13 protein-coding genes are annotated in these 23,634 nt (G+C 70.8%); all 13 read left to right on the forward strand.

The annotated features are described in order from the left end of the window. The first annotated feature begins 2 nt into the window (after positions 1–2). The 13 genes from MZC64_RS14395 (at position 3) to MZC64_RS14455 (ending at position 23,597) form a co-directional block, all read left to right on the forward strand. Positions 3–1,505: a toluene monooxygenase gene (locus MZC64_RS14395; RefSeq protein ID WP_247756674.1), complete on the forward strand. Its 1,503-nt coding sequence runs from the start codon at positions 3–5 to the stop codon at positions 1,503–1,505. After that, positions 1,505–1,765, forward strand: a complete 261-nt coding sequence (locus MZC64_RS14400) for a toluene-4-monooxygenase system B family protein (protein ID WP_247756673.1) — start codon at positions 1,505–1,507, stop codon at positions 1,763–1,765. Before MZC64_RS14395 ends, MZC64_RS14400 begins: the two co-directional genes overlap by 1 nt. Then, entirely contained in the window at positions 1,762–2,064 is a 303-nt protein-coding gene (locus MZC64_RS14405; protein ID WP_247756672.1) for an MmoB/DmpM family protein, read from the forward strand. The genes MZC64_RS14400 and MZC64_RS14405 overlap by 4 nt, the downstream gene beginning before the upstream one ends. Beyond that, positions 2,061–3,065: a toluene hydroxylase gene (locus tag MZC64_RS14410; protein WP_247756671.1), complete on the forward strand. Its 1,005-nt coding sequence runs from the start codon at positions 2,061–2,063 to the stop codon at positions 3,063–3,065. Before MZC64_RS14405 ends, MZC64_RS14410 begins: the two co-directional genes overlap by 4 nt. Beyond that, positions 3,062–3,406, forward strand: a complete 345-nt coding sequence (locus MZC64_RS14415) for a Rieske (2Fe-2S) protein (protein ID WP_247756670.1) — start codon at positions 3,062–3,064, stop codon at positions 3,404–3,406. The genes MZC64_RS14410 and MZC64_RS14415 overlap by 4 nt, the downstream gene beginning before the upstream one ends. Continuing rightward, complete coding sequence (locus tag MZC64_RS14420; RefSeq protein WP_247756669.1) at positions 3,391–4,557, forward strand: FAD-dependent oxidoreductase; 1,167 nt, start codon at positions 3,391–3,393, stop codon at positions 4,555–4,557. Before MZC64_RS14415 ends, MZC64_RS14420 begins: the two co-directional genes overlap by 16 nt. 37 nt (positions 4,558–4,594) lie before the next feature. Further along, positions 4,595–5,233, forward strand: a complete 639-nt coding sequence (locus MZC64_RS14425; RefSeq protein ID WP_247756668.1) for a YigZ family protein — start codon at positions 4,595–4,597, stop codon at positions 5,231–5,233. Between the two features lie 102 nt (positions 5,234–5,335). Continuing rightward, a complete protein-coding gene (locus MZC64_RS14430; protein ID WP_247756667.1) occupies positions 5,336–7,660 on the forward strand; it encodes a S8 family serine peptidase in 2,325 nt (774 codons plus the stop codon). Next, a complete protein-coding gene (locus MZC64_RS14435) occupies positions 7,660–12,225 on the forward strand; it encodes a kelch repeat-containing protein (protein ID WP_247756666.1) in 4,566 nt (1,521 codons plus the stop codon). The genes MZC64_RS14430 and MZC64_RS14435 overlap by 1 nt, the downstream gene beginning before the upstream one ends. A gap of 25 nt (positions 12,226–12,250) precedes the next feature. Next, positions 12,251–13,441, forward strand: a complete 1,191-nt coding sequence (locus MZC64_RS14440) for a kelch repeat-containing protein (protein WP_247756665.1) — start codon at positions 12,251–12,253, stop codon at positions 13,439–13,441. Further along, complete coding sequence (locus MZC64_RS14445; RefSeq protein ID WP_247756664.1) at positions 13,441–16,605, forward strand: hypothetical protein; 3,165 nt, start codon at positions 13,441–13,443, stop codon at positions 16,603–16,605. Before MZC64_RS14440 ends, MZC64_RS14445 begins: the two co-directional genes overlap by 1 nt. Beyond that, positions 16,586–21,721 carry a hypothetical protein gene (locus tag MZC64_RS14450; RefSeq protein WP_247756663.1) on the forward strand — a complete coding sequence of 1,712 codons (5,136 nt, stop codon included), beginning with the start codon at positions 16,586–16,588 and terminating at the stop codon, positions 21,719–21,721. Before MZC64_RS14445 ends, MZC64_RS14450 begins: the two co-directional genes overlap by 20 nt. Then, positions 21,714–23,597: a hypothetical protein gene (locus tag MZC64_RS14455; protein ID WP_247756662.1), complete on the forward strand. Its 1,884-nt coding sequence runs from the start codon at positions 21,714–21,716 to the stop codon at positions 23,595–23,597. The genes MZC64_RS14450 and MZC64_RS14455 overlap by 8 nt, the downstream gene beginning before the upstream one ends. Positions 23,598–23,634: the final 37 nt, after the last annotated feature.

The raw sequence follows: 23,634 nt of genomic DNA on the forward strand, positions 1-23,634 counted from the left end.
TGATGGCCGTCATCAACCGCGAGGAATGGGACCCGATCCTGCGTGATGTCGAATGGGACATCAGCTACGTCGACCGCGACATGATCTACCCGGAATGGCTTTCCGGCGGCGGCGAGGTGCCCGAAGCCGACTGGGAGCGATGGCGGGAGGATTACCACACCACCTTCCGGGATTACGCCACCTCGCAGGCGGAGAAGGAGACCGCGGCCTACGCGGTGATGGAGGCCATGCGCCGATCCTCGGTCTATGACGACCTGACCGAGGGCTGGAAGTCCGCGACCAAGATGCACTTCGGCGGGGTGTCCTCACTGGAGTACCTGGCCGCGCTCGGCGAACTGCGGATGGCCCGGTTCGGGCTGTCCGGGTCCTGGCGCAACATGGCCGTCTTCGGCGTGCTGGACGAGATCCGGCACACCCAGATCACCCTGGCGCTGGCGCACACCTTCATCCACCTGGACCCGCAGTACGACTGGGCGCAGAAGGCGTATCACACCGACAACTGGGTCACCATCGCCATGCGCTGCCTGCTGGACCGCATGATCTCCTCGGCCAGCGCGGTCGACGTCGCCATCCAGCTGCCCTTCACCCTGGAAAGCGGCTTCACCAACCTGCAGTTCGTGGCCCTGTCCGCGGATGCGCTGCGGGCCGGGGACATCGGCTTCTCCAACATGGTCGGCTCCATCCAGACCGACGAGGCCCGGCACTCCCAGCAGGGCGGGCCCACCCTGGAGATCCTCCTGGAACACGACCCGGTGCGGGCCGAACGGTTGATCCACAAGATGTTCTGGCTGGCCGCCAGGGCTTTCGCCGCATTGACCGGGCCGGTGATGGACTACTACTCGCCCCTGGACAGCCGCACCCACTGCTACCGGGAGTTCATCGAGGAGTGGGTGGTCGGGCAGTACAAACGCTCGCTGGCCGACTACGGCATCGGCACCCCCTGGTACTGGGACGACTTCATGCAGGGCCTGGACACCTGGCACCACGGCATGCACCTGGGCTTCTGGCTGCTGCGCCCGACCGTGTGGTGGAACAGCCCCGCCGGGGTCTCGGATGACGAACGGGACTGGCTGCGCGAGAAGTACCCCGACTGGCAGAACCTCTTCGGCGCCAAATGGGACCTCATGGCGACCAACCTGCAGAACGGGGTGAGCGCGGCCGGCGGGCTGACCACGCTGCCGTGGCTATGTTCCAACTGCCACCTGCCCAACCTCTGCCCTACCCGGGGCTATGACGGGCGGCGGCTGGTGCGGGACTGGTCGTTGCGGCACAACGGCCGCACCCACCACTTCTGTTCCAGGGCCTGCCGCCAATACTGGTGGGACGACCGGGACACGTTGAACCTCAACACGTTGACCGACCGGTTGCTCTTCGGCGAGATCCAGCCACCCGACCTGCCGGGCGTGCTGGCCTACATGGGCTTGGACGCCCAATCGATGGGCTCGGACGCCACCGGCGAGTCCTGGATCCCCGCCTACGGCCGGACCGGGGCGGGGGTGGCCTGATGTCCGCCGAACCGGTGCCGGTCAACGCCATCTTCGAGGGCGACTTCCTGCAACTGCTGATCGTGCTGTCCACAGTGGACACCATGGCCGAGGTCGCGGCCAAGATCGCCGTGCACTCCGAGGGACTGCGGCTGCCCGCCCAGGACCGCGCCAAAGTCGTGTACCACCAAGGCAAACCACAACCGGCTGAGTCCACTGTGGCCGACTGTGGCATCGTGGCCTTCGACCATCTGCTGGTGGCCTACCAGGAGCAGACGTGAGCCCGCCGGTGGGCCCGGTGCTGTTGCGGCTGGCCGACACCGACCGGGTGCTGGCCGCGATCGTGGCGGACAACCCGGAGGTCGAGGTGGTGGTGCGGGACCAGGGTTCCTACCTGCGGGTGGAGGGGCCGGGGTTCCTGCGGTTGCGGCTGGCGACCCTGCGCGAGCACGTGGACCAGCACTTCGAGCTGCGCATGCTGGAGGCGATGACCACCTCCTTCGCCGGGCGCATCTCCATCAGCAGCACCGAGGTGCAGTGGTCCTTCCGCACGGACAGCTCGGGAGAGGCGAACCCATGAGTCCCCTGCGCACCTGGAGCGCGCTGGCCCAGAACCGGCGCAAGCCCAGCGAGTACGAGATCGTCAGCCACGAAACCAACTACACCACCCGGCGGATCCGCTCGGCCCCACTGGAACAGAGCCCCACCTCCCCCGCCAACCTGTGGCTGACCACCTACCGCGACCAGTCCCGGTTGCAGACCTCGGACTGGAGCGCCTTCCGCGATCCGGACGCGCTGACCTACCGCCGCTACGTCGCCGAGGCCCGCGACCGGGAGACCGCGGTGGCCAACCTGCTCGCGGAGTTCGCCGACGCCGGGCACGACGCCACGCTGTCCCCCCAGTGGCGGCAGCGGCTGCGATTGTTGTTCACCACCACCCGCTACCACTGCCACGCCGCCCAGCTGCTCCAGTCCTATCTCGCGCTGCTGGCCCCCACCTCCTACCTGACCAACGCGGCCTCCTTCGCTATGGCCGACCAGCTACGCCGCACCTCGCACATCGCCTACCGCACCAGGGAATTGCAGACCGCCTGGCCGCTGGACGGGTTCGGCAGCACCGAACGGCACCTGTGGCAGTCGGATCCGGCCTGGCAGCCCGCACGTCGGGCGATGGAGGAGGCGCTGGCCACCTACGACTGGGGCGAGGCGTTCACCACCGCCAACCTGGTGCTGCTGCCCACCCTGGACGCCCTGCTGCTCGACGGCCTGGGCGCGGCCGCCAGGGAGGCGGGCGACCAGCTCACCTGGCTGCTGCTGGAAAACCTGGCCGCCGACTCCGCACGGCGGGACCGCTGGAGCGCGGCCGTGGTCGGCTACGCCAACGCCCGCAGTCCCGTGGCCGCCGAGGCCATCGCGGAATGGGCGCGGGCCAGGGCGCCGCTGGCCGACGCCGCGGTGCGGGCGCTGGCTACCGTGCTCGAACCCGAGGATCCCGACGCGGCCGAGGTGCTCGCCCTGGGCTGCACGGCCGCGCGCACCGCGCTGTGGGCACGGGCCGGGGTGCGGGCGGTACCGCGGTGAGCGCCCCGGAACAGGTGGCCGGGCAGTGGGTCAGCGCGCTGCCGGTGGACGAGCTGTGGGAGGGCGACATGACCGGTGTGGAACTGGCCGGGCACCAGGTGCTGCTGATCAACCTGGACGGCGAGGTGTGCGCCTACCGCAACCAGTGCCCGCACCAGAACTGGCCGCTGCACGAGGGCGATCTGGACGGCGACACCCTCACCTGCGGCAACCACCTGTGGGAGTTCGACGTGCGCAGTGGTCGCGGCCTCAACCCGGCGACCTGCGCGTTGCAGTCCTACCCGGTGCGGGTGGACGAGGGCGTGGTCTGGGTGGAGCTGCCACCGTGCTCCTCGTCGTAGGCGGCGGGGTCGCGGCCGCGAACTCCGCGGTCGCGGCCCGCAAGTTCGGCTACCCGGGCCCGATCACCGTGCTGTCCAGGGAAAAACTGCCGCCCTACGACCGGACCCCACTGTCCAAACAGGTCCTGCTGGACGGCGACCTGACCCCGCCCACGTTGCCGGTGGACTGGACCGGGCTGGACATCACGCTACGCCTGGATGAGACGGCGACCGCGCTGCACGACGGTGTGGTGCACACCGAACGCGGCCGCTTTCCCTACCACCACTTGGTGATCGCCACCGGCGCCACCCCCATCCGGCTGCCCGGCGCCGGGACGCCGTACCTGCTGCGCACGCACGCGGACGCCTGCCGGTTGCGCGGGCTGATGGCGCGGGCCGGGGAGCTGGTGATCGTCGGGGCCGGGTGGATCGGCGCGGAGGCCGCCACCGCCGCCCGCGCGCTGGGCTGCCGGGTCACCGTGCTGGACTCGGGCGCCGCGCCGCAGGTCGAGCTGGCCGGGGCGGAGGTGAGCGCGGTCTTCGCCCGCTGGTACGCCGAGCACGGAATCGAACTGCGGCTCGGGCGGCAGGTGGCCGCGGTCGAACCGGACGCGGTGATCACCACCACCGGCGAGGTCTTCCCGGCCACCGCCGTGCTGGTCGGGGTGGGCGCCCGGCCCGCGGTGGACTGGCTGGCGGGCTCGGCGGTACGGGTCGACGGCGGCGTGCTGGTCGACCCGCACCTGCGCACCAACCTCGACGGCGTGTACGCAGCCGGCGATGTGGCCAGCTACCAGTCGCGGCGCTACGCCCGCCTGCTGCGCTGCGAGCACTTCGCCGACGCGCAGAACTCCGCGGTGGTGGTCGGGCAGAACCTCAACGGCAAGGACGGCGTCTACGATCCGGTGCCCTACGGCTGGTCCGAGCAGTTCGGCCACCGGGTGCAGTTCCTCGGCCACCACGACCCCGGCGACGAACCGCTCTGGCGCGGCGCACCCACCGACCCACGCTGGAGCGCCTGCTGGCTGCGCGCGGACCGGCTGCGCGCCATCCTGGCGGTCAACGCACCCCAGGACATCCTGCACGCGCGCAAGATCATGCAGAACGACCTGCCGCTGGACCCCACTCGGCTCGCCGACCCCGGCATCCCGCTCAAGCGCGCCGTCGCCTGATCACTCAGCGCACGGACACCCCGCGTACCGTGCTGGCATGACCGACGCCCCGGCCACCACCGTGATCGCCCGTGACGGCGTGCACGAGATCGAGATCCAGCGATCCCGGTTCCGGTGCAGCCTGGCCAGGGTGGAGACTGAGGAGGCCGCGACGGAGTTCGTCGCCGGGGTGCGCAAGGAACACTGGGACGCCAGCCACAACTGCTCGGCGTTCCGGCTCGGCTCCGGCGCGCAGCGCTCCAGTGACGACGGGGAGCCCGCGGGCACCGCCGGAGTGCCGATGCTGGAGGTCCTCGCCCGGCGGGAGCTGACCGATGTGGTGGCGGTGGTGACCCGGTACTTCGGCGGCACCAAACTCGGCGCGGGCGGGCTGGTCCGGGCCTACGGGCGGGCGGTGTCGGAGGCGGTGGACGCGGTGGGCACGCTGCGCCGGGGACGGTTCCGCACCCTGGAGATCAGCGCCGCGCACGCCGAGGCGGGGCGGCTGGAACACACGTTGCGCGCGGCCGGGCACCGGATCGCCGACGTCGGGTACGGCAGCAGCGTGCGGCTCACCGTGCACGTGCCCGAGGCCGGGGTGGAGGCGTTCCGGCAGTGGCTGGCCGAGCAGACCGCGGGCACCGTCACCGCGACCACCGGCGGCACCGTCGAACTTGACCTGCCGCCTGGGCGGTGACCGCTGTCCAGCCGGGCACCCTTTGAGGCAGTCAGTCCACCGATCGGTTGACCTCACCCGTGCGCCCCCCGACTCTCGGTCACGAGCTGGGAGGTGGCGCGGATGAGCAATCCGCCTCGGCAAGCCGCGGCGCCCGACCACACCGGCAAGGGTGTGGTGGTGGGGGTGGTGGACAGCGGGATCGACGTGCATCACGCCGCGTTCCGGACCAGTCCGACCGGGCCGACCCGGATCGTGCGGTTGCTTGATCAGGTCATCACCACCCGGCAGACCCTCGGCCGCGACGGACCGGTCGCGCCCGGGTCCACCGTGCGGATCAGCTGGACGGTGCCCGGCGCCGCGACGGGGTTCCGCACCGATGTGCTGACCTTCCCGCTGACCAAGGAGACCTTGCAGGCCCAGCTGATCCAGCCCGGCCGGATCCCAGCCGCCGACGTGCAGGTCAGCGGCGGCCCGTTCCCGGACCAAGCCCTGGTCATCGACTTCATCGGCATCTATGCCGCGGCCACCTTCGATCCCTACAGCCTGGACTCGATCGGGGTGCAGCCCGGCGGCTCGAACTGGACGCCGACCATCAAGTTCGGCCGGGAGTACACCCAGCAGGAGATCAACACGGCGCTGACCGGTGCGGTGGACCCGTTCTACTCCCGGGACGGCGGCTCGGGGCACGGCTCACACGTGATGGGCATCGCCGCGGGCAATTCGGTCGAGCTGGACGACTCCTCCAGCGCCGACACCGTGGTGGGCATCGCCAAGCAGGCCGAGCTGGTCGCCGTGCGCACCAGTCTCGGTGATGACAACGAGATCGTCGAGGCCATCCGGTTCATCCTGGACCAGCCGTGGCGAGCCCCTGGCAGCACGGCCAAACCGGCCGTGGCCAACCTGAGCATCGGCGGCAGCGACGGTCCGCATGACGGCACCAGCAGGCTGGAACTGGAGCTGGACAAGCTGGTCGCGAACACCAAGGGTCGGGTGATCGTGGTGGCGGCGGGCAACGAGGCCGCCAAGGTCGAGGACGATGATCTCTACCGCAAGAGCACCCCCCAGCCCCGCGGCGGCATGCACACCGTGGGCACGGTGCCGGCCGGCACCGAGAACAAACACACGATCATCGTGCCGGACAACCACACCCAGCTGCTGGAACTGCACGTCTGGTACAGCGGTCCCGGCCGGATCTCCCTGGACCTGGCCGTCCCGCTGCCCGGCGGCGCCGCCGGCCGGTTCCCCGGATTCGGGCCCACCCTGGCCACGCCGATCCTCCCCGGCACCGGTCCCGATCCCCTCGACGGGAAGTTCCCGGACCCGCCACCGGTGGCGGTGAACCTGGCCGGGCACGCCGTCCAGGCCTCGTCCACGATCAACAACCTGCCCAGCGGCAAGCGGCACATCTGGTTGAAGGTCCGGCCGCGCGCCAACGGCACCGTGCTGCCCGGGAACTGGCTACTGGTGCTGCGGCAACTGGAGAACGCCAGTACCCCGTACCACGTCTGGGGCATGTACACCGGGCAGGACCGGCACTTCCTGTTCGAGTTCGACAAGCAGGATCCGACCACCACGGTGGAGAACCCGGGCACGGCGCACAACGTGATCACCGTCGGCGCCTACCACGGCCCGACCGGCACCCGCGGTGAGTTCTCCGGCCGCGGCCCCACCACCGACGTCCGCCCCACCCCCAAACCCGATGTGAGCGCGCCGGGCATCGCCATCCTCTCCGCCAGGGCAGGCGCCCGGGGCAAGGGCAAGGAGCGCTACGTCGAGCAGAGCGGCAGCAGCCAGGCCGCCCCGTACGTGACCGGAGTGGTCGCGCTGATGTTGGAGGCCAACGGAAACCTCGGCCACGACAAGATCGCCCAGTTCCTCCGGGAGACCTGCGACAAGCCGGACGGCGTGCCGGATCCGCCGCCGCCGGACAGCGGCTGGGGCGCGGGGAAGGTCAACGCGGAGAAGGCGGTGGCCAAGGCCAAGGCCAGCATCGGCGCCACGCTGACGGCGGACGAACCGCTGGTGCTGCCCACCGCCGCCTATGTCACCGCCCAGGAACCGGTGACCGAGTTGCTGGCGGCGTTGCGGGCCAGGGTGGAGCACACCGAGGCCGGACGGTTGCTGGGCAAGCTGATCGGCACCCACGCGCCGGAGATCCAGCGCCTGATCCACCTCCATCGGCGGCTGCTGGTGGCCTGGCTGCGGCTGCACGGTCCGCAGCTGGTGCGGCTGGCCCTGCACAGCGAACAGTGCCACCGGATCCCGATTCCGGCGCGGCTGGGCGGCAAACCGGTCGCGGCCGGACTGGCCCGGCTGCTCGACGAGCTGATCCCGTTCGCCGGGCCGGAACTGCGGGCCGACATCGCGCAGTACCGGGAGTTCGTGCTCGCCGTGCCCGGGGTGCCCGCCGACGACTACGACCAGCTACCCCGGAATGAGGCGTGATGTCCGCCGGAACCCTGGAACTGCTCGCCCGTGAACTCGGCGAGGCGTTGCGCCCGCTGGCCGATCGGCTCGCGCCGGAGACCAGGGAGCAGTTCCTGCTGAGCGAGCTGGGCGTGTGGGCGCCGGGCGGACTGGGCGCCGCGGCCGGGGCCATCGGCACGGTGGTGGTGCAGGCCGGTGGACTGGCGCCGATCGTGCAGCGGCTGGCCGGGGCGATCAACTCCGGCGACGCCCCCGCGATCCTCGCCGAAGGCGTGACCCTGATCGGGGCGATCAAGTCCACGCTCAGCGCGGTGGACGCGCTCGGGCCGGCACTGGAATCGGTGGTGTCAGCGGCGGCCGGGCTCACCCCGGCACAGAAGGAACGGCTGGTCCGGGAGGTTCGGGCACTGCCCAAGCGGCTGATCGACTACGCCGCGGTCACCCACCTGGAACGCACCAACCAGACCCTGGCCGACCTGCTCTCCGTGCTGGGCATCGTGGACCGGGTGGCGGTGCCCGCCAACCCGGCCGATCCGACCGTGGTGCCGGTGCGCTACCGGGTGCTGCACTTCGACCGGCTACTCAAGCTGATCACCGATCCGGCGACCATGCTGCGCGAGGCACTCGGCTTCGGCAGGCCGGACTTCGACGGCTCCGAACTGTTCATCCGGCTGGCCAACTACCTGGCCGCCCAGCACCGCGGCTTCCAGCACCTGAAATTCCCCGGCGGCGCCCGCGGATTCCAGGCCGAAGGCAGCACCCTGACCGTGGACCCGGGCAGCACTCCCCCGTCGCTGCGCCTGGACACCCAGGCCCAGACCACCGCCGACTTCACCCACACCGTGCAACTCGGTCCACTGTGGACACTGAAGTTCACCAGCCGCTCCCGGCTGACCGGCCGGGTCCAGGGCCGGATCACCCCGCCGCTGGCCATCTCCATCGAACCCGGCGCCGGTGGCGCACTGGACGCCGAGGTGTCCCTGGAAGCCAAGCGGCCCAACGACGAACCCATCGTGCTGCTCGGCCAGACCGGGGCCTCCCGGCTGGAGATCGCCCGCTTCGCGCTCGCCCTCGGCCTCCAGGTGCAGGCCGGCTCCGGGGCGGAACCGACCGTGCAGCTACGCCTCGAAGGCGGGCGGGTGGTCATCGACCTGTCCAAGGCAGACGGGTTCATCAAAACCATCACCCGCGGCGCGAAGATCGAATCCGGGTTCGAGCTGCGCGCGCTGTGGTCGCCCTCGACCGGATTACGCCTGGAAGGCAGCGGATCCCTGGACCTGGCACTGCCGATCAACGTCGGGCTGGGGCCGATCGAGATCACCACCCTGTTCATCGGGGTGGGCATCACCGACGACGCGGCGCCGGTGGAGCTGTCCGGCTCGTTCAAGGCCGAGCTGGGGCCGATCAAGGCGACCGTGGAACGGCTCGGGGTGATCGCGGACGTGCGGTTCCCCGGCGGTGGCGGCAACCTCGGGCCGGTGGATGTGGGGTTCCGGTTCAAGGCGCCCAACGGCATCGGGCTCTCGGTGAACGCCGGACTGATCGCCGGCGGTGGATTCCTCTACGCCGACCCGGACCGCGGGGAGTACGCGGGCGCACTGTCGCTGGAGTTCGCCGGGTTCATCGAGCTGAACGCGATCGGGTTGATCAGCACCCGATTCCCTGATGGCGACAGCGGATTCTCGCTGTTGATCGTGATCGCCACCGAATTCGGCGGCGGCGGGATCCAGCTGGGCTACGGCTTCACCCTGCTCGCGGTGGGCGGGCTGATCGGGCTCAACCGCGGCATGGACCTGCAGGCGCTGACCGAGGGCGTGCGCACCGGGTCGATCGAATCGGTGATGTTCCCTCAGGACGTGGTGGCCAACGCGCCGCGGATCATCTCCGACCTGCGCCGGTTCTTCCCGCCGGAGAAAGGCCATTTCCTGATCGGCCCGATGGCCAAGATCGGCTGGGGCACGCCCACACTGGTCAGCGTCTCGCTCGGGGTGATCGTGGAAATCCCGCCGGGCACCATCGCGATCCTGGGTGTGCTCAAGTGCATCCTGCCGCACAAGGCATTGCCGCTGATCCAAGTGCAGGTGGCCTTCGTCGGCGCGTTCGAGCCGGACAAGTCCCGGCTCTGGTTCTACGCCCAGCTGTTCGACTCGCGCATCCTGACCATGACCATCGACGGTGGCATGGGCCTGCTGGTGGCCTGGGGCGACCACCCCGAGTTCGTGTTGACCGTGGGCGGTTTCCACCCCTCCTTCACCCCGCCGCCGCTGCCGTTCCCGGTGCCGCCGCGGCTGTCGGTGGACATCCTGAACCAGCCCACCGCGCTGATCCGGGTCTCCGGCTACTTCGCCATCACCAGCAACTCCGCCCAGTTCGGCGCCAAAGCCGAATTACGCCTGGGGTTCAGCGATTTCGGCCTGCACGGGCACCTGGCCTTTGACGCGTTGTTCCGCTTCTCCCCGTTCTCCTTCGTCATCTCCATCTCCGCCGGGGTCAGCCTCAAGGCGTTCGGGGTGGGCCTGTTCGGCATCGATCTGCGCTTCCAGCTGGAAGGCCCTGCCCCGTGGCGGGCCGCCGGGCGCGGCTCGATCTCGTTGCTGTTCTTCGAGATCTCCGCCGACTTCGACATCAGCTGGGGCGAGAAACGGGACACCACGCTGCCGCCGGTGTCCGTGCTGGAACTGCTCGGCACCGAACTCAGCAAAACCGAAGGCTGGGAAACCCGGCTGCCTTCTGGGGGCACCAGGGCGCTGGTCACCCTGCGCACCCTGGATCCGGCGAACCCCCTGGACAACCTGGTGCTGCACCCGTTGGGCAGCCTGTTCATCCGGCAACGGGCACTGCCCCTGGACGTGCGCATCGACAAGGTGGGCCAGCAAGCGCCCAGCGACGGCAACCGGTTCACCTTCGAACCCAAGCAGAACAGCGGGTTGCGCCGGGTGGCCAGCACCGGCGAGAAGTTCGCCATGGCCCAGTTCCAGCAACTGGAAGACGCCGAGAAGCTGTCCCGGCCCGCCTACGAAACGCAGAACGCCGGCCTGGAACTGGCCGCGGGCGAGGCGAACCTGCTCAGCTCCCTGGTGGTGCGGCGCAGCGCGCGGTACGAGGAGATCATCACCGACAAGAAGCGCGGCATCCCGGGCGTGGCACGGATGTCCGCGGCCGAGGCGCTGGCCACGCCGGTGCGCAAACGGCTGGTGAGCATCAGCCCGGCGGTGTTCGAGCACCTGATCGCGGGCAGCAGCACCGCCCGCTCCCCGCTCTCCGCCCAGCAGGCCAACCAGTTGCAGCCCTTCGCCGCCACCGACACCGTGCGGATCCAGGACCAGCGTTACGTCATCACCAAAAAACGCGACAACGCCCAGGCGTTCCCGCCGCTGGGCGCGCCACTGCGCGAACCGGAATTCCGCAGCCTCACCACGGCCAGGGACGCGCTGGCCGAGTGGATCAACGCCGACCCGCGGCTGGCGGACACCCTGCACGTCATCCCGCTGGCCGAACTCGCCGGTCCACTCGCCGCATCGGGCACCTGGTCGGACTCCCCCGCCGCACCCCTGGCGGTGGCCGGGGCGGGCGCGGTCCGGCTGGGCAACGGCAAGGTGCTGCTGGTCGGCGGCACCGGCGCGGACGGCGTCCCAGTGGCCGAGGCAGCGGTGTTCGACCCGGCCGCGGACGCCTGGCTGCCCGCCAAACCCTTGAGCACCGCCCGCGTCCAGCACACCACCACCCTCCTGGCCACCGGCCGGGTGCTGGTCGCGGGCGGCCTGGACAGCACCGGCAAAGCGCTCAAGTCCGCCGAGCTGTACGACCCGATCTCCGGCTCCTGGACCACGTTGCCCGCGATGCAGGGCGCCCGCGCCGGACACACCGCGACCGCGTTGCCCGACGGCTCCGCCCTGATCACCGGCGGCCGGGACACCCGCACACTGTCCACAGTGGAATTACTCGGCGCGGACGGCAAGTGGGCCCAGGCCAAACCCATGCTGGACACCCGCACCGGCCACCATGCCTTGGTGCGGGACCAGACCGTGCTGGTGATCGGCGGCGCCTTCGACACCGGCGGCCCGGACAGCGCCCGCACCAGCTGCGAGAGCTACGACCTGACCACCGGAACCTGGTCCGCCGCACCGGCCCTGGCCCTGCCCCGCAGCGGCCACCAGGCCACCGCACTGGGCGAGCGGGTGCTGGTCACCGGCGGCGACCCGATCGCACCCCGCCTGCACGTGCCCGCACACCTGGACCCGCCGTACCGGCCGGACGGACTCACCGGCGTGGAAGCCTTGTCCGACAACGCCTGGAGCCCACAGGCCGAGTTGCCCGGCGGTCGCACCGGACACCGGGCGGTGGCGCTGCGCACCGGGCGGCTGCTGGTCATCGGCGGCACCAGCCTGGCCGCCCGCGGCACCGGCTTCCGCAACGTCACCGCCTACGACCCGAACAGCAACACCTGGGTGGCCGCGGGCGCGCTGCGCACCGGCCGCTGGGACGCCGCCGTGGTGGAACTGGGCGACGGCCGGGTCCTGATCATCGGCGGCCGCACCCACGGCGGCGCGATCACCGCCGGCACCGAGACCTACATCCCGTGACCGGGCGCATGAAGGAGTACCTGCCATGACCAGTCCCATCCTGGCCGCCGTCGGCGCCTGGAAGAGCGTGCCGGACGCGCCCGTGGCGAGCAGCTGGAACGGCCGCACCGACGGCGCGGTGCTGGTCACCGAGACCGGGAAACCGGACCGGGTGGTGATCGCGGGCGGCTCGGACGGCACCACCGCCGGGGCCCGCGCGGACACCGCCAGCTATGACAGCGGCACCGAGACCTGGACCGCGCTGGCCAAACTGACCACCGCCCGGCGCGCGCACAGCACCACCGCGCTCACCGGCGGCCAGGTGCTGGTGATCGGCGGTATCGCCGGCGGCGGCCAGTTCCCGGCGGCCGGACTGCCCACCGCCGAGCTGTACAACCCCACGAGCAGCAAGTGGGAACCGGTGGTCAACCAGATGGCCGGGCCGCGCTGGGGACACAGCGCGGTACTGCTGAGCAACGGCAAAGTACTGGTGACCGGCGGCAGCACCACCCGCACCGCCAACTCCGAACAAGCACTCAACCGGGTCGAGCTGTTCGATCCGGCAGACAAGACCTGGACCACCAAGAAACCCATGCTGGACGCGCGTACCGGCCACGCCGCGCTGCGCCTGCCCAACGGGCACGTGCTGGTGGTCGGCGGCGCGGTGCCGATCCGCCGGGACCAGGAAGCCGCGCTGGCCTACTGCGAGGTCTACAACCCGGACACCGACACCTGGACCGCCACCACCGGCGTGCTCGGCGAACCCCGGGCCCAGCACCAGGCCACCCTGGTCGGCGGCAAGGTCCTGGTCACCGGCGGCAGCGCGCCGGGCATGACCCCCGACGGCGGCTTCGACCCGTTCCACCGGGCCACCGCCGAACTCTTCGACCCGACCGGCGGCAGCTGGACCCCGGTGGCCCTGCCCATGCCCGGCGGCCGGGCCGCACACCGCGCGATCGCCGTCAGCGGCAACCGGGTGCTCATCGTGGGCGGCACCGGCGGGGCGCGCGGGGACACCGGCTACGCCAGGGCATTGCTGTTCAACCTGGCCACCGGCGCCTGGGACGACGCTGGCCTCCCGGAACAGGCCCGCTGGGACCTGGGCGCGGTGGCGCTGTCCGACGGGAAACGGGTCGTGGTCACCGGCGGCGTCGTGCGCGCCGGGCTGACCGCGGCCGCCCCCGGCACCGCCGAACTCACCGCGGTCACCGAGGTGTACACAGTGGACGGTCCGTGATGAGCGGCTACTCCTTCCTGCCCTGGCTGCGGGCCGGGCTGGCCACGCACATCGACGAAGACGCCGTGGTGCTCAACGCACGGATCAGCATCCCGGTCGAGCTGGAGATCAAGGGCGAACCACTCAAACCCCACGATCCCAAGCCCTTCAAACCGGTCTCCCGCACCATCGCGCTGTACGGGCCTGGCGATGTGATCGGGATCGATCAGCGGGCCATCTCCCGGGTCGAACCACTGCCCTGGATCACCAACTTCGAGCCGAACTACCTGGCGCACATCGAGTTCTACGAGGAGGACTTCCCCTGGCGGTACAGCCCGGACCGGCACACCGGCACCGCCGGGCGGGTGCGGCCGTGGCTGGCGCTGGTGGTGCTGGCCGGGGCCAGCAGTCCCGGCGAGGGCGATGAGTTCACCGAGATCTCCGTGCCCGGCGCGCCACTGCCCGCGATCACCGTGCTGGATCCGGCGAAAACCCTGCCCCCGCCACTGGAACTGGGCGCCTGGGCGCACGTGCACGTCAACGGCGACCTGTCCGGAGCGGTGCTCGCCCCGGCCGCGGGCGGACCCCTGGCCGCGCTGGAGCGGGTGTTGCGGGAGAACCCGGACCTGGCCTGCTCCCGGCTGGTCTGCCCACGCCACCTCCAGCCCAACACCGGCTACCACGCGTTCCTGGTCCCCGCCTTCGAGAACGGCCGCCTGGCCGGGCTGGGCCAGTTCCCCGCGGCCGACGCGCTCGCGCCGAGCTGGGGCGGGGCCGGTGGGGCGCTGCCCTACTACCACCGCTGGTTCTTCCAGACCGGCACCGCGGGCGATTTCGAGTACCTGGTGCGCATCCTGGAACCACGCTTCGCCGATCCGAAGATCGCCCGCCGGGACATCGACGTCAGCCGCTCCCCCGGCTACGACCTGCCACCGATCCTGGCGCCCACCCGCGGCCTGCTCAAACTGGGCGGGGCACTGCAAACCGACCGGCCCCTGGACATCTTCGACCGCTGGGCCGAAGCGTTCCCACACCCGTTCCAGGAAAAACTGGCCGAGCTGATCAACCTGGCCGACGACTACCTCACCACCGCCCCGGTGCAGGCCAACGCGGGCCTGACCGCACTGCCCGAACCCGCCGACCCGGTGATCACCCCGCCGCTGTACGGACGCTGGCCCGCACTGACCTCCCGGCTGCTCACCGGCCGCACCGGCGAATCACTGGTACCGGATCCGGCCAACCCGAACTGGCTGCACACGCTCAACCTGGACCCGCGCTACCGGGTGGCCGCCAACTTCGGCACCCGGATCGTGCAAGACCGCCAGGAGGAGTTCATGGCCGCGGCCTGGCAACAGGTCGGCGAGGTCCTGGAAGGCAATGCCCGGATCCGGGCCGCCCAGTTGCACCGCGAGGTCGGGCACTCCTTGCAGCAAAAGCACTTCGAGCCGGAAACCCGGGAGGAGCAACTCCTCGATGCCACCCCGCGGCCGGGTCGCAAGCTGACCTGGACCGCTCCAGTGCACACCAGGGTCACCGCCGAAGGTGACAGCGCCGACGCGGCCCCGGCCGAACGGGTCGCGGTCGGCTTCCGGGTGGCCCGCTCCCGGATCGCGGGCGCGCCGGTGTCCCCGGCCATGCGCCGCGCCACCCGGCCCGCCTCCCGGCTGATGCGCACACTCTTCCCACCGCCCGTGCCCGGCGCGCTCGACGCCGCGGGTCCCGGTGCCGAGGAACTGTTGCCGCGCATGGATGATCCGGCAGGCGTGACCGCGGCCGTGCCGAAGCGCAAGCCGGTCTCACTGGTCACCCCCAAGGACGTCGAGGGCGCTCCCACCTTGCTGGCGGCCGATCCGAACGACCCGCCGCCGGACCCGGTCCCGGGCCTGCCCAAGAACAACCAGTTCAGGCTCCGCGACCTGAACGACCTGGAGACCACCCCACCCGGCGACCGGGACAGCGATGAGGCGCTGAACTTCAAGAAGGCGATCAGCTCGCTCTACCAAGGCTGGACTGGGTCCTTCGCCGGAGCCAGGGTGCCGGAACGCCCGCAGCTCGGCGTCACCGGCACCGCACAGTCCACTTTGGACAACATCCGATCGGACAGCACCGTGCTCAAGCGGTTGCAGGACTCGGTCAAGGTGCCCGGCCGGCTGACCGGCGAGACCCCGCGACTGACCGAGGCGCTGGCCTACCCTCGCATCGATCTGCCCATGTACCAGGCCCTGCGCGACCTGGACGTGGAGGCGTTCGTGCCCAGCCTCGGGCTGGTGCCGCCGAACACGATCACCCTGCTGCTCACCGACCAGGCCTACATCGAGGCGTTCATGGTCGGCCTCAACCACGAACTCGCCAGGGAACTGCTGTGGCGGGAGTACCCGACCGACCAGCGCGGCACCCCGTTCCGCCAGTTCTGGACGCCGATCGGGCAGCCCGGCCAGTCCAGGGAGGCCACCTACGACATCAAGCCCATCCACCAGTGGCCGGCAACGGCCAAGCTGGGCGAGAACGACGCCAGGGACGCGGGACTCGGCCGCCCGCAGGAGGAGAACCTGGTCCTGGTCATCCGCGGCGAACTGCTCAAGAAGTACCCGAACGCGGCCATCTACGCGCACAAGGCCCGCTGGCAACGGGATCCGGTCACCGGCGAGATCCTCAAGGACCAGGAACGCAAACCGGTGGACCTGGCCGACCCGAACCGGCCCAGCCCGGTCACCGAGATCCGGCTGCCGATCTATGAGGCCAAGGTGGAACCGGACCTGTACCTGCTGGGCTTCCCGCTCTCCGAGGCCGAGGCCGAAGGCCGCACCACCGATCCCGGCGAGGACGGCTCCGGCTGGTTCTTCGTGATCAAGGAACGGCCCGGCGATCCGCGGTTCGGGCTGGACGAGACCAAGGCCGAGGACGTCGAGGTGTGGAACGACCTGTCCTGGCCGGACGTGGACAACGCCGTGCCGCCCAAGGGTTTCCTCAACCTGTCGGCCACCCCGACGGTGCCGCTGTCGGCGCAGCTCAGCGATGTGCGGGACGACGATGAGAAGGTGCCGCAACGCCTCGAAGACGTGCAGCTGCCCGCCTGGCACGCCGGGCTCAGCTCCGCCGAGTTCGCCTACATCCTCTTCCAGGCCCCGGTGCTGATGGCCGTACACGCTCAGGAGATGCTGCCCGATGACGACGCCACTCAGTAACCGGCACCCGGTCCTGCTCGGCCCGGTCCGCCTGGAAACCCGGTTCACCGCAACCGAACTGCTCATCCGGATCTACCCGGACGAATGGGCGGTGGACAAGTTCGAGCCCAAGGTCAGCCCGGCCGAACTCGACGCCCTGGACGCCTACTGGACCGCACTGTGGCGCGCGGGCAGCTCCGCGGTGGCCCAGCAGGCCGCCTGGCGCGAACTCGCCGGGCGGATCCCGCCGGGCCGGGCCACCTGGCTGCTCACCGAACGCAAGCCCGCCAACGAAACCGAGCGCCCGAGCACCGCACCCGCCGGAGCGGTGGTGCTGCCGGTGGTCACCGCCACGCCGGTGCCCGCGCCCGACCGCCAGCCCACCATCACCTACTGGACCGCGATCTGGCTGGCGCACGGCGACCGGGAGAAGATCCAGGCGGCCGACCGCGCCCTGATCACCGCGGTCGGTTCCAGCCGGGCCAACACGATCCGGTCCCGGCGACCGTCCGGAGTGGACGGTGCCGAGCTGAGTCCGAACAACACGGTGGTGGTGGCCTTCCTGGTGCTGGCCCCGTATCCGCCGGACAAGATCGCTGCCAAGTCCTGGACCACCCCGGCCACCGCGCGGCTGCTGCCGGACCGGTTCACCGTGCTCGCCCTGGACGGCGACACCCAGATCTTCGAGCTGACCAGCGAACCGGTGCTCGGCCCGTTCGCGGTCAGCCCCGACCCCGGCGCCCAGGACAAACCGAAGATCAACGAAACCACCGGCGACCTGCACGTGCCGGACGCGCTGAAGTGGCTCACCAACTTCGAGGAGGCGCACCGACGCGGCCTGGGCGTGCGGATCGCGCGCAACGCGCGGATCGACGCCGGGATCCCGACCCTGCTGGTGTACGGCCTGCGCGAGAACCCGGACGCCGCGGGCACTGCCGCCGCCCTCACCCAGCAGCTGCAACGGCAACTGCGCAGCACCTCCGGGCTCAGCCTGCTGCCCCAGGGCACCCCGACCAACAACACCGAGCAACTCCCGGCCGGTCCCGGCGACCAGGCCGAGGCAGCCCGGCGCGCGGCGGGCGCCACCTTCGCCGCCGCCGACTGGAAGTCCACAAAGGACGGACCGCAACTCGCCGCACTGCTGGGTCTCGATCTGGCCCAGTTGCCCGGCCTGCCCGGCGCGGACGGCACCGACCAGCAGGAGGCCACGGCGGCCAACATCGCGCTGTGGCCCGCCACCTGGGGCAGTTTCCTGCGGCACACCCTGCACCCGCTGCTCGACGACGACGCGGTGGCCAAGACCAGGGAGTTCTTCGTCCGCAACGTCTCCGGCCGCGGCCCACTGCCGGTGCTCAAGATCGGCCGCCAGCCCTACGGCATCGTGCCCACCACCGACTTCCGCGCGCTGAGCTGGCCTGCGGCCAACACTCACCGCCACGCACTCAAGAAGGTCCTGGACGCGGCGGCCGCCGACTGGGACCGGGTGGCCGCGGACAAAGTCCAGCACCTGCACAAGCCCGGCGGCGACCCACACCAGAAGCTCCTGGACATCCTGGCCTTGCACCCGGGTTCGGCCGAGTACCACCAGCGGTACGCGCAAAGCGTGGAAGACCTGTTCAACCGGGCCAACCTGGGCGCGGCCGGCGCGGGCATCCTGGACGCGTTGCGCCGCTTGCAGATGGCCCCGCCCATCCAGGCCCTGCTCACCAAACTTGGTGCCACCAACCCGGATCCGGACCTGCTACGCCGCCTGTTCGTAGACAGCCAGCACCCGCTGCTGGCTCCGCTGGTCGATGACCGCCCACTGTCCGAAGTGGACCCGATCCGGGCCTACGACCTCGAGGGCCGCAACTACCTGGGCTGGCTGACCGCCAACGCCAAGACCGACCTGACCGCGATCCGCAACGAAACCGGCTTCGCCGGAACCGCACCGGCCGCGCTGCTGTACTACCTGGCCCGGCACGCCGTGCTACTCGGTTTCGCCGACGCCGCCCGCCGCCTGGCCATCCGCGCCGGGGTGGCCGACCCCAAAGACCTGGCCGACCGGGACCCGTTGTTCGTGCACGTCAAGCACTTCACCACCGGAACCGGTGTGCTGGACAGCGAAAGCCGGTACCGCCGCCTGTACTCCAGCGATCCGCTGATCACCGGCAGCACCGATATCACCGTGGCCAAACACATCAGCACCGTGCTGGCCACCAACCCCGACACCGCCGCGCTCAAGGAACAACTCGACGCGGTGGAAGTCCTCGCGGCCGCCCCGACCGCCCGGTTGGAACGGGTGCTGGCCGAACACCTGGACCTGGCCACCTACCGCCTGGACGCCTGGCGGCTCGGCCTGGCCACCGAACGCCTCACCGAACTGCGCGCCCAGCCCGGGGCCGCACAGGGCATCCACCTGGGCGCCTACGGCTGGCTGGAAAACGTCAAACCCGACCTGTCGCCGACCGACAACGGCGGCTACATCCACACCCCGTCCCCGGCGCAGGCCCGCACCGCCGCGGTGCTGCGCTCGGGCTACCTGGCCAACCGCACCACCGAACGCGGCGAGTTCGCGGTCAACCTCAGCTCCGACCGGGTCCGGGTCGCCCTGGAACTCCTGGACGGCCTGCGCCAGGGCCAATCCCTGGGCGCACTGCTGGGCTACCGGTTCGAACGCGGCCTGCACGAGGGCCACCCCGAACGCGAACTGGACAAGTACCTCGCATCACTGCGCGCGGCCTTCCCGTTGCGCTTCGGCAAGCTCGACGAGCCGACGACCGGCGCGCCGCCGGAGTTCGCCGAGCACGAGGCCCGGGTGGTCGTGGACGGCCTGGAACTGCACCGCACCGTCACCAGGGCCACCAACCCAGCGCACCGGGTCTACCCTTTCGGCAAGACCGGCCTGCCGCCGAATCCGCCGCGAGAAGACCTGATCGCGATCCACGCCGAGGTGGAGAACCTGCGCAACCTGCACGACGCGCTGGCCGACCTCGCGGTGGCCGAAGGCACCCACCAGGCCCTGCTCGGCAACCACGAACGCGCCGCCGCCACCCTGGACGCCTACGCCAAGGCCGGTTTCCCGCCCGAGCCCGCGATCGTGGAAACCCCGCGCAGCGGCACCACGCTGACCCACCGGTTCGCCCTGCAACTGCGGGCCGGCCTGTCCCCCGGCCTGTCCGCCACCCCGCGCGCCCAGGCCGAACCCGCGGTCAACGACTGGCTGCCGCACCTGCTGCCCCGGGCGGACAACCTGGTCGCCCAGGTCACCTGGTTCGACCCGATCCGCAAGCGGAACGACAGCCGCGCGGTGTCCATGGGCGACCTCGGCCTGCAACCCATCGATCTACTGTGGACAGTCCGCCCGGTCGGCGAGACGGCCACCCAATCCGAGCTGGAGGACCGGATCCTGGGTGCGGTGTTCAAGGCGGACACCCCGCGCCCGGACGTCCGGCCGAAGATCGAGTTCACCACCCGGGTCAACGGCCGGATCACCTTCTTCGAGCTGTCCCCGCTGATCAACGCGCTGCGCACGCTGCTCACCACGGCCCGCCCGGTCCGGCCCACCGACCTGGTGCCCGGCGCGGGCGTGGCCACCGTGGACCGCGCCGCCGACGCCGCGATCAGCATCCCGCGGGACCGCCCGGCCGCGGTGCGCAAGGCCCTGGGCGCCCTGCTCACCAGCACCACCACCTACGGCACCGACCTCGGCGCGCTCTACCCACCCGCCGGGCCGAAAACCGCCGACCTGCTCAAGAACATCGACACCTTCCTCATCCGCTACGCCGACCTGATCGGCACCGCGGGCCGGTTCGGCCTGGTGCGCAGTGGCTGGGGCGAGCTGACGCTGTGGCGCGGCACGCTGTTCGCCGAACTGCTCACCGCCCTGGACGGCACCGCCAAACGCCTGGACCTGGTGCTCAAGGAAGCCGACGCGCTGATCACCAAGTACGACGGACTGCCGGCCACGGCCACCGACGAGGAACGATTCCGGTTGCTGGAACAGGCCGAACGCCTGCTCAGCACCACCATCACCAGCCCTCGCCCCGATCGGCCGCGCACCCTGCGCACCACCGTGGGCAACCGCCGCGGCACCTTCAAGTCCACAATGGACGCCATCGCGCGCACCGCGAACACCACCAAGGTCACTCTCAGCGGCCTGTTCGCCGAGATCGCCGCCCTGCCACCGCTGTCCGCGATCGACCCGGTGGGCTTGGACCTGACCCCGTTCCAGCAACGGGTGGTGGACTTCGGCCGCGACCTCCTGGGCAGAGCCGCCCAACTGAAGAAGGACATCGAGGATCGAACCGGCTTGGCGGACAAGGCTTTGCTGGCCTACGACGCCGCGATCACCGGACCGGACAAGGTCACCGCCGCCACCGACGCGCTCAAGGCCATGCTCGGCGAGGACGTCCTGGTGGTGCCCGAATTCACCCCGTCCGACGACCTGGTCGACCAGTGGCGGGACGCCCACTTCGACAGCCGCGAACTCCTCGAACACCTGGAAGCCCGGCGTTTCCCGGTGGACGACTGGCTGCACGGCGTGGCCAGGGTGCGCGAACAGCCCCGCCGCTGGGAAAAGGCGATCGCCCTGGGCGATGTGCTGTTCAGCGGCCCCGGCCTGCTCGGCATGGCGCCCTGGCGGGAACCCGCGCTCACCCCGATCCAACTGCCCTACCGGGAAAACGACTCCTGGCTGGCTCTGGAGTTCAAAAGGGACAGTGCGGGCAAGCCGGTGCCGATCACCGAGGACAAGGTGCTCTACACCGCGCACTACGCCACCGGCGCGCTGCTCGGCCAGACCAGGGCCGGACTGCTGCTGGACGAGTGGACCGAGGTGATCCCGGCCGAGACCGAGACCACCGGCATCGCCGTGCACTACGACGGCCCCGATTCCGAGCCACCGCAGGCCATGCTGCTCGTCGCGCCGCCGGTGGTCACCGACCCGCCGCAGAACTGGCAGCGGGCGCATCTGGTCAACGCCATCCGGGACACCTTCGCCCTGGCCCGCAGCCGGGCGGTGGAACCCGCCCAGCTCGACGACACCGCGTACGCGCAGCTGCTGCCAGCCACCGTGATGTCCGCGACCCGGCAGCAAATCACCATCAGCACCGATCTCGCGCTCGCCAACCTGCGCTGGAAGGCCGACCATGACTGAACCCGTGCCGTTCGACTTCCCGCGCGACCTCACCTCCCGCACCGAACCCACCGTCGGCGTGTGGAACCGCCTGGAAGGCCGCCCGCGCACCACCGACTTCGACCGGGCGCTGCGCGCGGAGATCCGCGATCCGCTGTGGCTGCTCACCCGGCAGTGGCAACTCGGCGAGTTCCAGGCCTCCGACGGCGGCTCCCCGGTCACCGCCTCCTACACCGTGCAGGCATCGAGTGTGAGCCGGTTCAAGCCGTTCGACGGCAACCCGGTGGAACTGCCGCCGGAACAACCACTGCCGGTGGAAGCACTGGCCGAACGACGCGCGCTGCGCTTCACCTCGGGCACCGAACGGGTCTCCTTCGACCTGCGCCTGGCCATCGGCCGCCGCTGGTTCAAACTGCTCGCCACCCTGCCGCTGGGACTGGGCGAACTGCTCGCCTCCTTCCGGGCGCAGTACATCAAACGCTACCCGATCGCGTTGCCGGATCCGTTGCAGGACAAGGACAGTCCACGCCTGGCCCACCCCGAGGTGTGGGCCAGCATGCAGGCCATGGCCGGGCGCTACCTGGACGGCTACCAGCTCTACGACCACATCAAGTACCGCGGCGGCACCGCCTACGACGGCATCGAGGAACTACTCGGCCTCGCCCTGCACAAACAGGCCATCATCCGGCTGGGCCTGGAACTGCGGGACTGGTTCGACACGCTCATCCAGCAGCCCGCCAACATCCAGCCCGAGCTGAAGCCCACCGGCGAGGACGCCTGGGACGGCAGGCATCTGGAGCACAACTTCGCCGTCGGCACCACCCTGCCCGGTGGTCAGCAGAAGACTCTCACCGCCCGCGAATACCCCGGCGGCACCCTGGACTGGCACGCCTTCTCCGTGGACGCCAACCTCCCGCTCGGCGGCACCCGACCGCCACAACCCTTCCGCCGCACCGTGTTCCCGGCCCCGGTGCGCTACGCCGGGATGCCGCTGCCCCGCTGGTGGGCGGTGGAGGACGGGCGCACCAACTTCGCCGCGGTCACCCCGGACAGCACCGACCTGGCCCGGCTGATCTTCCTGGAATTCGCCCTGGTCTACGGCAACGACTGGTACCAGCTGCCCTGCGACCTGCCAGCCGGATCCCTGGCCACGCTGGAAAACGTCACCGTCACCGACACGTTCGGCATTGCCACGGTGGTCGAGCCCGCCAACGCCGGCCCGGACGAGGACTGGCGGCGCTGGTCCATGTTCAGCCTGGACACCCTCGGCGCCGACCCGGTGGCCGCCGACACCAGCCTGCTACTGCCCGCCAGCGTGCCCAAGATCGCCGAAGGCCCGGCCCTGGAAGAGGTGGTGCTGCTGCGGGATGAGAACGCGAACCTGGTGTGGGGCGTGGAACAGACCGTGCGGATGGCCACCGGCGAACCCCGCCGCGGCAGCGAGATCGCCGCTGAATCCGTGGCCTGGCGGCAACGCCACCAACCCACCCAGCCGCCGGGACCACCACTCGCCCCGGTGTCCTACGAGGTGATGAACACCGTGCCGGAGCACTGGATCCCGTTCGTGCCAGTGCATCAGGACAACACCCGCCGCTCCATCCACCTGCAACGGGCCGCCCTGCCCAGCGCGATCCGCCAGGCCGACCCGGCCCAGCCGCGCGCGGTGGTGCGCCCGCGCACCGACCTGTTGCGCGAGGGCCTGGACCGGGGTGAGCCGTACTTCGTGAACGAGGAGGAGGTCACCCAGACCGGCACCCGGCTCGCATTGTCCTTCCAGCGCACCCGCTGGCGGGACGGGCGGGTGGTGGTGTGGCTGGGGGTGCGGCGGGGCACCGGGCGCGGTCAGGGGTCCAGCGGGTTGCGGTTCGACTCGGTGATCGACAGCCCGGCGCCTTAGCAGTCCTGGCAGATTGGGTTGTTCTTGAGCCGACGTC

Origin of the sequence: Crossiella sp. S99.2 (genome assembly GCF_023094165.1) — a bacterium.
Lineage (GTDB): Bacteria > Actinomycetota > Actinomycetes > Mycobacteriales > Pseudonocardiaceae > Crossiella.